General features: G+C 41.9%; 9 protein-coding genes. 5 read left to right on the forward strand and 4 right to left on the reverse strand.

Translation table 11 applies throughout. From position 1 onward, the window contains the following. Positions 1 to 14: 14 nt before the first annotated feature. The 4 genes from malQ to malE all read right to left on the reverse strand — a co-directional run bounded on the left by malQ (position 15) and on the right by malE (position 6,316). The gene (gene malQ, locus DDU33_RS04180) at positions 15 to 2,027 is read right to left on the reverse strand and encodes a 4-alpha-glucanotransferase (RefSeq protein ID WP_108923341.1); all 2,013 of its coding nucleotides are present in this window, start codon (positions 2,025 to 2,027) and stop codon (positions 15 to 17) included. 206 nt (positions 2,028 to 2,233) lie between these two features. Then, a complete protein-coding gene (malG, locus tag DDU33_RS04185; RefSeq protein ID WP_005826016.1) occupies positions 2,234 to 3,124 on the reverse strand; it encodes a maltose ABC transporter permease MalG in 891 nt (296 codons plus the stop codon). A gap of 203 nt (positions 3,125 to 3,327) precedes the next feature. Continuing rightward, a complete protein-coding gene (gene malF, locus DDU33_RS04190) occupies positions 3,328 to 4,884 on the reverse strand; it encodes a maltose ABC transporter permease MalF (RefSeq protein WP_108923343.1) in 1,557 nt (518 codons plus the stop codon). 247 nt (positions 4,885 to 5,131) lie between these two features. Next, positions 5,132 to 6,316 (reverse strand): maltose/maltodextrin ABC transporter substrate-binding protein MalE, encoded by a 1,185-nt coding sequence (malE, locus tag DDU33_RS04195; protein WP_108923345.1) that lies wholly within the window; start codon positions 6,314 to 6,316, stop codon positions 5,132 to 5,134. 325 nt (positions 6,317 to 6,641) lie between these two features. On the opposite strand from malE, the gene malK reads away from it, so the two are divergent. The 5 genes from malK (at position 6,642) to malT (ending at position 15,326) form a co-directional block, all read left to right on the forward strand. Beyond that, positions 6,642 to 7,781, forward strand: coding sequence for a maltose/maltodextrin ABC transporter ATP-binding protein MalK (gene malK, locus DDU33_RS04200; protein ID WP_005821321.1), 1,140 nt, complete (start codon positions 6,642 to 6,644; stop codon positions 7,779 to 7,781). An 80-nt stretch (positions 7,782 to 7,861) separates the two neighbouring features. Then, the gene (locus DDU33_RS04205; protein ID WP_108923347.1) at positions 7,862 to 9,154 is read left to right on the forward strand and encodes a maltoporin; all 1,293 of its coding nucleotides are present in this window, start codon (positions 7,862 to 7,864) and stop codon (positions 9,152 to 9,154) included. A gap of 227 nt (positions 9,155 to 9,381) precedes the next feature. Then, positions 9,382 to 10,236 (forward strand): maltose operon protein MalM, encoded by an 855-nt coding sequence (gene malM / locus DDU33_RS04210; protein WP_108923349.1) that lies wholly within the window; start codon positions 9,382 to 9,384, stop codon positions 10,234 to 10,236. A gap of 176 nt (positions 10,237 to 10,412) precedes the next feature. Continuing rightward, positions 10,413 to 12,470, forward strand: coding sequence for an alpha-amylase (locus DDU33_RS04220; RefSeq protein ID WP_108923351.1), 2,058 nt, complete (start codon positions 10,413 to 10,415; stop codon positions 12,468 to 12,470). A gap of 138 nt (positions 12,471 to 12,608) precedes the next feature. Beyond that, on the forward strand, positions 12,609 to 15,326 hold the full coding sequence (gene malT / locus DDU33_RS04225; protein WP_108923353.1) for an HTH-type transcriptional regulator MalT: 2,718 nt from the start codon (positions 12,609 to 12,611) through the stop codon (positions 15,324 to 15,326). Positions 15,327 to 15,475: the final 149 nt, after the last annotated feature.

Consider the following 15,475-nt stretch of genomic DNA (forward strand, 5'->3'; position numbering starts at 1 on the left):
CCACTTATTTATTCTTAACCATTTCGTTTTGTCTCAATAGTATTCAATAATTGAGAAATCGCGTTATCCGCAAAAATCTCTTGTGTAGTTTTGCTCAATTTTCTCCGCCAGTTTGGATATTCGGTGCTGGTTCCTGGGATATTCACAGGCTCTAACATATTCAGCCAGTCTTCTGGTTGTGAGCCGAATAGTACGCTGTTGGTATCTGCCACATAGCTTTGTAGCTGGTGGTTGAAGGTTTGCGTAACGCCTGCACTATCTGCTTCTAACGGTTGTACCGCTTCAACGGCACGGCGGATCGCTTCTTTGTTTGTATGGCGAGTGTTTTTCAGAATGTTCAGCACTTTCTCATTCGGGTAAACGCCATATTTTTGCCCTAACTCAAAGTCATGTCCTTTCCAGTAGCCTTGTACCGTTGGTAAATCGTGGGTACTTAAGGTGGTCATCGCTTGATACGGATAGTTCGCCAGCGGTTTGCTACCTTGCTTATCGTACTCAAAATAGAAAATGTTGTAGGCTAAAATACCTTTGCTTTCAAGGGTTTCTAACATTCCTTTTGGCACAGTGCCTAAGGCTTCCGCAATGATTAAACATTGGTGGCGTTGGCTTTCAAGGGCTAAGATGGAAAGCAAATCTTCCAACGGATATTTTACATAAGCACCATTTTTCGCCGAGTCGCCTTTCGACACCCACCATAAACGAGCAAAGCCGAGAATATGGTCGATACGCAATGCCCCACAATCTTTCATATTAGCACGCAGTAGATCGATAAACGGCTGATAGCCACGCGCTTGCAACACTTCAGGGTGCATTGGCGATAAGCCCCAGTTTTGCCCTTGTGGTGCCATAATATCTGGTGGAGCACCCACAGATGCGCCTAACACAAACAGATCTTTATCCGCCCACGTTTCCGCCCCGTTATCCGCTACGCCAACAGCTAAATCACGGTAGAAACCAATCGGCATACCGAGCTGTTTTGCCAGTTCGTTACAGGCTTTAAGCTGTTGTTGTGCCACAAATTGCAACCACATATAGAAACGGACTAAATCGCTCTGTTCTTGTTGGAATTGTTGTACCGCAGCGGTGTGATAATCTTGATATTTTGCGTCCCAGCAGTTCCAGCCCCATTGCTCGCTGAATTGAGAAGAGAGCCATTGGTGTAAAGCGTCAAAAGTGCCTTGCACTTTCAATGCCTCACCGTTTTCGGCAATAAATTGCTCGAAAGCGGTTTGATCTTGCTGTTTAAATTGTTCATACGCCAAGCGTAAGCCTTGCAATTTCAGCCACATCACTTGTGAATAATCGACATAATCTTTTTGGCGAGCCTCGTTTAATTGACGTTGAATATCCGCTGAGTTGAACCACGCTTGAGCTTCACTGCTTTGTTGGAAGGCCTCAATCGCTCCAACGTTGATATAAGCAATGTTTTGCCATAAACGAGAAGACGGACTGTAAGGGCTTGCCCCTTCAGGATTGGCAGGGAATAGCGAGTGAATTGGGTTTAAGCCGACAAAATCACCGCCTTTTTCCGCTAATTTCGTTAAAAATTCCGCTAAATCGCCAAAATCGCCGATCCCCCAGTTTTGTGCTGAACGTAGGGTGTAGAGCTGTAAAATCGCTCCCCATAATTTTTTATGCTCCGCCAGTTCTTGTGGTTGGTAAGCACGCTCAGGGGTAACGATAATGCGACATTCTGCGGTTGTGCCGTTTAGGCTTAATTGATGATAACCAAGGGGTAAATCACGAGGCAGGTCAATGCTATTGCGTTTGCATTTTCCCGTTAAAATCTCACCGCTTTCAAGGGTCAGCGTCCAGTCTGCGTGAACGGTTTGGGTTTTATCCGCCACAAAAAGCGGAATAAAAACTTGCTCGCCTTGTTTGACGACTTTAACAAGCGGTAGGATTTTGCGACTTTTTGGCGAACCGAGCAATTTTGCTACTTTGCCATAAACGGACGGTTGGGCATAAATACGGCGACCGTGTTCATCTACGAAGTAACGATTTAAAAATGGGTGGTTTTGTTTCATTGTTATTGTTTCCCGAATGGTAGATATATTTCCTCTCTCCCGCTTGCGGGAGAGAGACAGATTTGAGCAAAGCAACGTCTTTGCGAAAATCAGAGAGAGGGCAAACAGCCGAGGTTATTTTTGTGATATTTTACAAGCCCTCTCCCTCCGAAAATCCTACGGATTTTCTCCACCCTCTCCCGTAAACGGGAGAGGGGAAGGTTTTGTTATCCTTTCACCCCACCTGCCGTTAATCCGCCGACTAACCAGCGTTGTGCGATGATAAAGACTAAGGTAATTGGAATGGCTGATAAAATCGCTGCTGCTGCGAAATCTCCCCATAGGTAGTTTTGTGGGTGTAGGTATTGTTGCATTCCGACCGCAAGGGTGTAGTTTTCCACATCACGCAATAAGAGAGAGGCAACAGGCACTTCGATAATTGCAGAGATAAAGGCAAGAATGAAAACCACCGCTAAAATTGGCACAGATAATGGTAATAAAATCAAACGGAATGTCTGCCACGGGGTTGCACCGTCAAGTGCGGCTGCTTCTTCGAGCGATTTATCAATGGTTTCAAAATAGCCTTTGATCGTCCAAACATGCATTGCGATACCGCCAAGGTAAGCGAAGATCACGCCGCCGTGGGTATTTAAGCCCAAGAATGGCACATAGGTTCCTAAGCGGTCAAATAATGCATATAACGCCACAAGTGAAAGTACCGCTGGGAACATTTGGAAAATCAACATACTTTGTAACAGCATTGATTTCCCTGCAAAGCGTAAACGTGCGAAAGCGTAAGCTGCCGTAGTGGAAAGTGCTAGAGTAATAATCGCTGTTACGCCTGCGACTTTCACCGAGTTCCATAACCAAAGTAGTACGGGGAATGGCGGCGGGGTAACAGTGCCGTCCGCATTGGTGACGCTAAAACCGAGTGCCAATTTCCAGTGTTCAAGGGAAATTTGGCTTGGGATAATTTCCCCTAATGCCAAGTTACCCGGGCGAAGTGAGATCCCTAAAATCATCAGTAAAGGGAACATAATCAACGCACAGAACACAATAAGAAAGAAATGCGTTGCAAATAAACGTGCTTTCATTGATTTAGGTTGAACGATAGCCATAGTGTTACTCTCAATATTATTTTGTACATTTCCCCTCGCCCGTTTACGGGAGAGGGTGGAGAAAATCCGTAGGATTTTCGGAGGGAGAGGGCTTGTAAAATTTTTATTAAAAGTTACCGCTTGTTTGCCCTCTCTCTGCTCAAAATAGCCTTACGCTATTTTGAGCTGTCTCTCTCCCGCAAGCGGGCGAGAGGAATAGTGTTTTAATCCTGTTGTAATTTGGTCAAACGAATTTGGAACAACGCTAATCCGCTGACGAGTAAGAAGATGATTACTGCGATTGCCGCCGCTAAACCGAAGTCTTGCGTACCGCTACCTTCAAAGGCGATACGGTAGGTATAGCTGACTAACAAGTCGGTATGTCCTGCCGGTGTACTGGTTCCGATCATTGACGGACGACCTTGTGTTAATAATTGAATTAACACGAAGTTATTGAAGTTGAAGGCGAAACTCGCAATCATCAATGGCATTAACGGTTTGATTAACAATGGCATGGTGATTTTGGTAAAGTTTTGCCATACCGATGCACCATCAATCGCTGAGGCTTCATATAAATCCGTTGGAATGGCTTTTAATAACCCCATACATACGATCATCATATATGGATAACCTAACCAAGTATTCACGATTAACAACATTGTTTTAGCTAAGAATGGGTCATTAAACCATTCTGGGCGGATACCGAATAAGTTATTTAAAATTAAGTTAATCTCACCGAAACTTTGGTTAAATAAACCTTTAAATACAAGGATAGAGATAAAGCCTGGTACTGCATAAGGTAGAATTAACAGTAAACGATAAACGGCTTTACCTTTTAACGCTTCCCACTGCACCAGCGAAGCGAAAATCATACCGAGTAAAGTGGTAAACACGACAGTTAAGAATGCAAAAGTAACTGTCCAGATAAAGATTTGAATAAACGGTTTTTGTACGCCTTCGTCCGTTAAGATTTTCACGAAGTTTTGCCAGCCGATTGCTACGGTATAACCCGGTTCAACACGTTTACCGGTAAAGTTATCTTGTTCATCAATTTGCTCAAAGAAGCCGACATCATCATTTGGTTTGAAGCGTTCGCCCGTTTCATTGTTCGTTAAAACTTGATTGGCTTCATCATAACTAAAGCGGACTTTTTGTTGTGAGAATTGACGAAGTGAGCTCATTGTGAGGCTTTCTTCGTTAGGTAAAATAGCATTGATACTTTGTAATTGTTGGCGATTTTGCGTAATGATTTTGAGTGGTGCAACTTTGTTTTCAGGTAAAGCCGCCACTTCTTCCATTTTCACATCGCCTTTTAAATTATTTAATGCAAGCGGTGTAGAAAGGTAATTTTTTTGCGTATTTTTATTCTCAAGCACTAACTGATATTGGTTGTCAGCAGTTTCAAGCAATTTAAAATCATAGCGTTCGCCGGCAAAGTAGCGTTGGCTTTGTAATTGGCCTACTACTCGTTCAAAAGCTAATTGGTTAGAACCGCTATAATTGGTAAAAGCAATAACAACGGTACAGACAAGAGGAAAAACCACAAAGATGCCAATTGCGGAAACGCCAGGGAAAAGATAGCGCCAACGGTATGCTCGTTCTGAACTAAAAACAAAAATACCCGAGGTAACAACAACGAGGGTTAATAATGCAAAAAGAATTTCACCCTGCAAATAAATCGTAAAAACCAGATAAAACGCAATGAGGTAAAGGAAGCCAACAAGTGCTCTCTTGCCCCAAAGTTGAGCTGGTGAAGTGGTAGAATGAGTGGAGGTTAGCATTTTAATTTTTCCTTGTTTTAGTGCTGCGAGGAAGAAATTGCAAAAAATGAAAAGAATAAGACCGCTTGTCAATTTCCCCTCTCCCGTTTACGGGAGAGGGTGGAGAAAATCCGTAGGATTTTCGGAGGGAGAGGGCTTGTAAAATTTTTATTAAAAGTTACCGCTTGTTTGCCCTCTCTCTGCTCAAAATAGCCTTACGCTATTTTGAGCTGTCTCTCTCCCGCAAGGGGGAGAGAGTTACATAGCATTACTCTTTTTCAATCTTCGCTTGCGCTTCATCTAATGCCGCTTTTACAGATTGGCGACCATTTACCGCACTGTCAATCGCTGCTTTTTCTGAATACCAGAAACGGCTCATTTGAGGAATATTTGGCATAATTTCACCATTTTCCGCATTCGCCATCGTTGCTGCGATACGTGGGTCTGCCGCTAATTTCGCTTGGTAGCTCTTAAGTGCTACAGCGCCTAACGGAGTATCTTTGTTCACGGTTTCTAAACCAGTATCGGTTAATAAGTGGTTTTCTAAGAACTCTTTCGCTAAGTCTTGGTTAGGGCTTGAAGCATTTACCGCTGCGCTTAATACGCCAACGAATGGTTTACCTGCTTTGCCGTTTAAGGTTGGTAATACCGCTACGCCATATTTAATACCGCTTTTCTCAATATTTGCCCAAGACCAAGGACCATTGATCGTCATTGCCGTTTCGCCTTTATTGAAAGACGCTTCAGCCACAGAGTAGTCAGTATCTGCGTTGATCACTTTGTTTTTCACAAGCTCAACGACAAATTGTAAGCCTTTTTGTGCTGCTTCATTATTTACGCCTACATCTTTCACGTCGTAACCGTTAGCGGTTGCTTTAAATGCATAAGCACCTTGAGAAGAGATGATTGGCCATGTGAAATACGGTTCAGCAAGGTTCCACATAATTGCGTGTTTACCTTTTGCTTTAAGCTCTTTGTCTAACTTCTCAACTTCTTCCCATGTTTTTGGTGGATTAGGAACTAAATCTTTGTTGTAGATTAAAGAAAGTGACTCAACGGCAATTGGGTAAGCAATTTGTTTACCGTTATATTTGGTTGCTTCCCAGCCAATGTCAGATAATTTCGCTTTGAAGTCTGCACTTGGATGCACTTCAGCTAATAAGCCTGATTGTGCATAGCCACCCATACGGTCGTGAGCAAAGATAATAATATCTGGGCCATCACCGGTTGATGCTACTTGAGGGAATAATTCTTCTAATTTACTTGGGTGTTCTACAACAACTTTTACCCCAGTTTCCGCTTCGAATTTTTTACCGACTTCCGCTAAGCCGTTATAGCCTTTATCAGCGTTAATCCAAATGTTTAATTGACCTTCAACTAATTTAGCTTGTACGCCTTGTGCCATACATAATCCAGCGAATACGGCTAATGCTGCTTTGGTTAATTTTTTCATAGGTTTTTCCTCATTTTAGTGAAATGAAATTTTTGGCATTGGAATAGTGAATGATTTACTTTTTGACTTCATCATACCCCCATATCCTCCCCCTTTTTAAATTCTGTGATCATGATCACATTTTGTCTTTTTTTAACAAAAAATGAGAAATAGATCACAAAAATTTGTGTTTAAAATGTGATCTAAATCACAAGAAATGTATTTTTTTACGCAAAAAATTTTTTTACACAATAGAAAAATTTTTTAGAAAAGTATGATTTCAATCTCATTTTGAATGAATAGACTAGACACCAAAATTAAGTAGTAACTCAGAAGGGCAATACTAATGGCAAATGTAAAACTTACCCATGTTGGAAAATCTTATGGCAATGTCCATATTTCACGCGATATTAACCTTGATATTCAAGAAGGTGAATTCGTTGTTTTCGTTGGTCCTTCTGGTTGTGGCAAATCTACCGTATTACGCATGATTGCAGGTTTAGAAGAAATTACAACAGGAGATCTTTATATTGGCGATACACGTATGAATGATGTGCCTCCAGCAAAACGTAATATCGGTATGGTGTTCCAATCTTATGCACTGTATCCGCATTTAAACGTGGCAGAAAATATGTCATTTGGTTTAAAACTCGCAGGAGCAAGTAAAGAAGAAATAGAGCAGCGAGTGAATCATGTTGCGGAGATTTTGCAGTTAGCACATTTATTACAACGTAAGCCAAAAGAACTTTCAGGCGGTCAGCGCCAACGTGTAGCAATTGGTCGTACGCTCGTTTCTCAACCTGAAGTGTTCTTATTAGACGAACCGCTTTCTAACCTTGATGCAGCATTACGTGTGCAAATGCGTGTAGAAATTTCGAAATTACATAAAAAATTGGGTAGAACCATGATTTATGTTACCCACGACCAAGTGGAAGCAATGACCCTTGCTGACAAAATTGTCGTATTACAAGCATTAGGTAATAACACGCAAATTACCACTAACGTGGCTCAAATTGGTAAACCACTTGAATTATACCATTACCCGGCAAACCGTTTTGTCGCAGGCTTTATTGGCTCACCAAAAATGAATTTCTTGCCAGTGAAGGTTATTGATGTAAAAGAAGATGGTGTGAAAGTTGAGTTACCAGATTCGACCCACCTTAACTTCTGGATTCCAGTGGAAAGTACAGGTGTACAAGTTGGAGACAACCTCTCTTTAGGTATTCGCCCAGAACATTTACTACCTTGTGAACAAAGTGAAATTTGTATTAGTGGTACAGTAAAAGTAGTAGAACAATTAGGTAATGAAACACAAGTTCACGTTGAGTTACCGCCAATCAAACAAACTTTAGTTTATCGCCAAAATGATATTGTATTAGTAGAAGAAGGCGATGAAATGTCTATCGGTATCAATCCAAACCGTTGCCACTTATTTAAAGAAGATGGCACAGCTTGCAGACGCTTATTTAAGGAATTAGGTGTTTAACGATTTTTTTTCATAATGTAAACCGAGGGACAAGTGAGCAATCAGGCGTCCCTATATTAAAAAAATTAAAGGAGTTCTCTATGAACATCAATAAAAGCTTGCTAGCAACCCTTATTTCAGGTGCATTATTCTCAACATCTGCTTTAGCGGTAGATTTCCATGGTTATGCTCGTTCAGGTATCGGCTGGACATCAGGCGGTGGTGAACAATCAGCATTTACTGTAAATGGTGGCGGTTCAAAATACCGTTTAGGTAACGAATCAGATACTTACGCTGAATTAAAATTAGGTCAAGAGCTATTTAAATCGGGCGAAAAATCAATTTATTTCGATACCAATGTAGCTTATGGCGGTACGTTACACAACAATGACTGGACAGAAACAAGCCCGGCATTACGTGAATTAAACGCACAATTCAAAAACTTTGCCGACAGCTTACCAGGTGCAACTTTATGGGCAGGTAAACGTTTCTACCAACGTCATGATGTTCATATGAACGACTTCTACTACTGGGATATTTCAGGTCCGGGTGCAGGGGTTGAAAATATTGATTTAGGTTTTGGTAAACTTTCTGTTGCGGTAACTCGTGATACAGAAGCTGGTGGTGCATTCTCTTACTATTATGATCCTGTAACAAAATCATATAAAAGCAATAGAGAAAAAGATGGGACTATTTCTAAGAAAGATGTTTACAACGACATTTTCGATGTACGTTTAGCAGGTATTGAACTTTGGAAAGATGGTTCTTTAGAACTTGGTTTCGATTATGCTAACGCACATAAAAAAGATGATTCTGCTTATGTAAATGAAAATCCAACTAAAAAAGGATATATGGTAACAGCCGAATACACCCAAGGTAATTTCTTCGGCGGTTTCAATAAATTCACAGCGCAATATGCGAAAGATTCTATGACATCTTGGAACAATGGTCATGCTCAAGGATCTTTAGCAAGCAACCGTGGTCATATGCTTCGCTTAATTAACCAAGGCGTTGTTCAAGCAAGCGATAAAGTTGAAGTGATGTATGCCTTAATCTACGAAAAAACAGATTTAGACAACAAACAAGGTAAAACTTGGTACTCAGCAGGTATCCGCCCAATGTATAAATGGACTGATACAATGAGTACTATTGCTGAAGTTGGCTATGATGTGATCAAAGATCAAGCAAGCGGTAAGAAAAACAACCTTGTAAAATACACCCTTGCACAACAATGGCAAGCAGGCTCAAGCATTTGGGCTCGCCCTGCAATCCGTGTATTCGGTACTTACGCACACTGGAACGACAAATTTAACACTGCAAACCGTACAGATGCTGGCTATAAAGCAAAAGACGGCGAATTTATCGGCGGTGTTCAATTTGAAGCCTGGTGGTAATTAAGTATAACTAAACGCCCTTTTATAAGGGCGTTTTACCTAATTACTCCCCCTCTTTCGCAAAGTTTTATTCCCCTCTCCCGTTTACGGGAGAGGGTGGAGAAAATCCGAAGGATTTTCGGAGGGAGAGGGGAGCCCTCTCTCTGATTTTCGCAAAGCCGTAACTTTGCTCAAATCTGTCTCTCTCCCGTTGACGGGAGAGAGAAATTTTAACTCTCGGAGGATTTATGAAAACCAAAATTGCTCTTTTCCTTTCAAGTTTATTTCTTGCCTCTCAGCTTTCAGCCACACCATTACAACCAACAAAAGCGGAATTAGCCAAAATCCAATGGCAAGATGTTGCACTCTCACAAAAAAATGAAACACAAGTTGCAACCCTCACCAATAAATTAGCCGGTGCAAGTGGCTCTGTGGTAGCTTATAAAATCCCGGCAAATCAGGGGACGATTAAATTAGACATCACAAGTCCGGTGCAAAAAGACAACACCGTATTTGTGCCGAACGTATTAATTTTAGATGCACAATTTAACCCAGCAATGAGCTATCCTTCTTCTCAATTTAAATTTAGTGAAGAACGTGGTTTAAATCCGGCGCAATATCAAGCAGAACTGAGCCTCACACCAACGGCAAATCAAGATTTTATCTACTTGCTTGTTTATACGACTGAACAAGATTTACAGGGCACAACAACGATGACCCATCCGGCTAAATTACTCGAAAAAGCCAAAGGCAACCAACCACCTGCAATTGCAGATATTACGGTCGCTCATACTAATAAAGGGCAAGTGAATGTTGAAGTTGATGGTATTCAGTCTAGTCAATTTATCGGTTTAAACGGCCCGTTATTTGAAGCGAAAACACCAGCGCCAACGCAAATTGGTACAACAACCGCTGCAACAAAAGCAGTAACTAAACCAACACAGCCGGTTGAATCCAGCACGGAAGATTATTTCAATCAAGCAGTAGTAAAAGCATTGAAAAATAACGATGTGAATAAAGCGATGAACTTGGTCAATGAAGCGGAACAACTTGGCTTAAAACAACCACGCCAGATTTTTATTAAACACGTTTCAGCGAAGTGATTTCTTACTTCCTCTCGCCCGTTTACGGGAGAGAGACAGATTTTCGCAAAGTTACGGCTTTGCGAAAATCAGAGAGAGGGAAAGTTGCCCTCTCCCTCCGAAAATTCTACGAATTTTCTCCACCCTCTCCCGCAAGCAGGAGAGGGAAAAGAAGAACATCTCAAAAGGAAACCCAAATGAAAAAATCACTACTTTGGCTTTCACTTTTTGCATCCACTAGCCTTTCGGCAAATCAATGGCAGAGTGAATATTTCCCGACATTTGAATCCAACGAAAAACTACTTTATCAAACAAACGCCCAACTCAAAAAAGGTAGCTATCCTTTCCAATTCTCACTCAATCAACAATGCTACCAACCGCAAACCGCACTGAAATTAAACCAAGTCGTCAGCCTTGTGCCTTGTAAAGATCCGGTTGAATCTACCCGGCTGTTCCGTGACGGAAAATACAGCGTAGAAATTGATATGCGAAGCGGCACACCAACAGCAAAATTGACGGTAGAGGCAACCAAAAGTGCTAATGAATTAGTCGCTGTTTGCCCGAAATGGGATGGCAAGCCGTTAGAGGTTGAGGTTTCTAGCCTGTTCAAAGAGGGCGAAACGGTGCGAGATTTTTATTCAGGCAACACGGCGAAAGTGCAAAACGGCAAAGTCATTATGACACCGTCCGCAGACAGTAACGGCTTATTGCTATTAGAACCGGCACAAGCGGTTAAATCTGAGCCGATTTTTACGTGGAAAAACGCCACCGTTTATTTTGTTCTAACCGACCGCTTTTATAACGGCGACCCGAGCAACGACAACAGCTACGGACGTAAAAAAGACGGTAAAGACGAAATCGGCACTTTCCACGGAGGCGATTTAAAAGGGCTAACCCAAAAACTGGATTACTTACAACAACTTGGCGTAAATGCGATTTGGATCAGCTCACCACTCGAGCAAATTCACGGCTGGGTCGGCGGCGGTGAAAAAGGCGACTTCCCGCACTACGCTTACCACGGCTACTACCACCAAGATTGGACGAAGGTCGATGCCAATATGGGCAGTGAAAACGATCTGAAAACCTTTATCGACCAAGCCCATAAACGGGGTATTCGTGTTATTTTCGATATTGTGATGAACCACACTGGCTACGCCACTCTTGCCGATATGCAGCAATACGGCTTTGGTGCATTACATCTCAAAGGCGAAGACATTGAGAAAACGCTTGGCAAAAATTGGACAGATTGGACACCAAAAGCAGGGCAGAATTGGCACTCTTTCAACAATTTAATTAACTTTAGCGATAGAACGGCGTGGCAGAAATGGTGGGGTAAAGCGTGGATTCGCTCCGATATTGGCGATTACGACAGCCCGAAATTTGATGATCTGCGAATGTCGCTCTCCGCTCTACCGGATCTGAAAACCGAAAGCGAACAAGCGGTCGGTTTGCCCGAATTTTTTGCAAATAAACCCGATACACAGGCAAAATTCCGTGAAAATGCCAAAGTCCGCGATTATCTGATTGGCTGGCTGTCTGACTGGGTAGAAAAATATGGCGTGGATGGTTTCCGTGTCGATACCGCTAAACATGTAGAAAAAAGCACTTGGTTGGAATTGAAACAATCGGCGGAAAAAGCCTTGGAAAAATGGCAAAAAGCCCATCCGAATCAATCCTTTGGCGATAAATTCTGGATGACGGGTGAAGCGTGGGGACACGGCGTTCATACCAGCGATTATTACAAAAACGGCTTTGATGCGATGATCAATTTCAGCTTCCAAGATCAAGCAAAAGAGGCACTAGGTTGCTTTGCTAAAATTTCGCCAGCCTACCAACAAATGAGCGAAAAACTGAAAGATTTTAATGTATTAACCTATCTTTCTTCGCACGATACCCGCTTATTTTTCAGTAGCGACAGCGAAAATAATCTTGCCAAACAGAAAACCGCAGGCAGCTTGCTGATGCTCTCGCCGGGGGCGGTACAAATTTATTATGGCGATGAAAGCGGTCGAAAATTCGGTGCAACGGGTTCTGATCCTATTCAAGGCACGAGATCGGATATGAACTGGCAAGATCTGGCAAAAAGCGCCGATCATCAAGCCTTGTTAAAACATTGGCAAACCCTTGCAAAATTCCGCCAAAATCACACCGCTATTGGTAATGGCGAACAAAAAATTCTCGAAACCAACAAGTATTTTGCCTTCTCTCGTCAAGACGGGCAGGACAAAGTGATGGTTGTTTGGGCTGGGGAATAATTTAAAAATCATTCAAGCGGTCGTTTTTTATGATCATTTTACAAATTAGATCAAAAAAACGACCGCTTGCTTTTTCCCTTTTTTCAATAAAATTTGTTAAAATCCTTGCACTTTATACAGGCAGAAAATAAAAACACAATGCAAGTCGTTACAAAACTCATTCCAACAAAGTTAATTTCTCATAAATCGAATGCGTTACATAAATCGCAAAATCAAAGTATTGAGCGTACCAAATTATTGGGAACATTGGCATTAGCCAAAAGTTATCCGCTTACTTTAGTGATTGCACCGGCAGGCTATGGCAAAACGACATTGGTTTCGCAATGGAAAGCAAGGTTATTAGCAAAGAATGAGCCGGTTTCGTGGTTTGCATTAGATGAGAGCGATAACAATGCGGAGCAGTTTAGTCGCTATTTTGCCTCAGCCTTAGAGCAAGCGACAGGGCTTCCCCTAGGGGAGATTGTTTATAAAAACAATCTCATTGAATATTTTGGACAACTTTTAATTGCCTTAAATGAGGCTCCCCGCCATTTTTATTTGATTATTGATGATTATCATCTGATCGATAATCCTGAAATTCATGATGCGTTGCGATTTTGGTTAAAACACCAGCCAGAAACGATGAGCCTTGTGATGCTTTCTCGTTTAACGCCGCCGTTGAGTATTACGAATTTACGTATCCACGAGCAATTATTAGAAATTGATGTTCATCAGCTTGCTTTTTCGCCGGCGGAAACTCGCCTTTTCTTCGAACAAAAATTAAATAAAACATTAAGTGATGAATGGGTTTTTGCCTTGTGTGAAAAAGTTGAAGGCTGGGCGACCGCACTTCAGTTGATGAGCTTTGCCATTAAGCAAAATGTGGACTTGCTTGAGTTCCCTGAAAAGCTGTTAAACAAGCTAAATCAACAACATATTGCAGATTATTTGAATGAAGAAGTTTTCCATTATGTTGATCCACAGATGAAGTTGTTTATGCAACGTTGTGCTGTTTTACGTTCGATGAATGAAAAACTGGTCGTTGCGGTAACGCAAGATGAAAATGGCGTGAAAAAGCTTGATGAATTAGAAAAAGCTGGATTATTTATTAGCCGTTTACTCAATGAAGATGGCGAAATTTGGTGGAAGTTTCATCCGATTTTAGCCTCTTATTTATCGCAAAGCTGTCGTTTGGAATTGCCGAATGAGTGGCAACGGTTGCACGAGATCGCCTCAAAAACATGGCTTAAATTGGGCTATGGATCAGAGGCGTTATATCACGCACAAATGCTAAATGATCCACAGACGCTTTATCAGATTTTACAAGATCACGGTTGGGCGTTATTCCACCAAGGACAACTGAAATTATTAGAGACCAGTTTAAGTTATTTGTCGGCGGAACAACTTTGGCAAGATGAGAATTTGGTGCTATTAAAAGCATGGCTAGCACAGAGCCAACATCGTCATCAAGAAGTCAGTGGTATTTTGCAAAAATTTCAGCCAAAACAACCGCTTACCGAGAGTTTGCAAGGACATTTTGATGCGTTAAAAGCACAGGTGGCAATCAATGCCGGTGATGAAGAGCAAGCCTATTCATTAGCAAATCAAGCCTTGAAGAATTTATCGGACGAATTTGGTTATGCACTTATTGTGGCGACGTCTGTGATTGGCGAGGCACAGCATTGCCGAGGTTATTTGAAAGAAGGACTTTCGCTGATGCAGCAGGTTGAGAAAATGGCAACCGAGCAGCATGCTTATCATCACTGGCTCTGGTCGAGATTACAGCAGTCAGAGATTTTATCGGCACAGGGCTTTTTACAATCTGCCTACGATTTACTGAAAGATACGACCTTACAAACGAATGCTTTTCATCAAATTCCAATGAATGAATTTTTGTTGCGTTTAAAAGGACAAATTTTGTGGGAGTGGCATCATCTTGATCAAGCAGAGGCGATGGCAAATGCGGGGATAGAGGTGTTGGAGAAAGAGGAAGAACAGATCCAGAGTTTGATTATTCTTGCCAAAATTTCTCTCACCAAAGGCGATCTCAATAATGCGGAGCGTTTGATTGAACAAGGGAAATTATTGATGTCTCGTTGTTCGCCTCATAAAGATTGGATTACGGCGCTAGATGAAGTGCAGCTTATTTACTGGCAAATGCGTAATGACACCTCGCAATTAGAAAGTTGGTTGGCTCAAGTAAATATTCCAACGCAGGAATATAACCATTTTACCCAGCGTCAATGGCGGAATATTGCACGTTGTTATTTATTGCAAGGCGATTATGAACAGGCGTTAAAAATTTTGAATAGCTTGCTGAAAACCACCGCTATTTTTAATTTAGTCAGCGATTCTCAACGGGCTTTGATTTTGCGTAATCGGGTTTATAGCTTACAAGGCAAGCCGGAGTTGGCACAGCGTGATCTTATTCAAGCGCTAAATCTTAGCCAACAGACGAACTTTATTAGCGCCTTTGTGATTGAAGGCGATTTAATGGCACGTCAAATTCGTGAGCTCTTGCAAATTAACGTGTTGGAAGAATTGTCGGTACATAAAGCGCAATTTATTTTACGCAGTATCAATCAGCATAACCGCCATAAAACCGCCCATTTTGATGAGGAGTTTGTGAAGAACTTGCTTGAAAATCCGCAAGTGCCGGAGTTGTTGAAAATCAGCCCTCTGACACAGCGTGAATGGCAGGTACTTGGTTTGATTTATTCGGGTTATAGCAATGAGCAAATTTCGCAGGAATTAGTGGTGGCGATGACCACGATTAAAACGCATATCCGCAATCTTTATCAAAAAATTGGCGTGGCAAACCGTGCTGAAGCGATTGAATATACACGTAGTTTGTTGAGAATGATGGGGTATAGTTGATTGGGGGAGCTAGCGATATAAATCGTTTACTCACTTTAACTCTCTCCCCTTGTGGGAGAGAGACAGCCGAAGGAGACGTCTAGTCTCCGTAGGCAGAGAGAGGGGATTTCCCCTCTCCCTGATTTTGCTTCTAAACGAAGCAAAATCTT

It is taken from the genome of Actinobacillus porcitonsillarum, from assembly GCF_003101015.1.
GTDB lineage: Bacteria > Pseudomonadota > Gammaproteobacteria > Enterobacterales > Pasteurellaceae > Haemophilus_A > Haemophilus_A porcitonsillarum.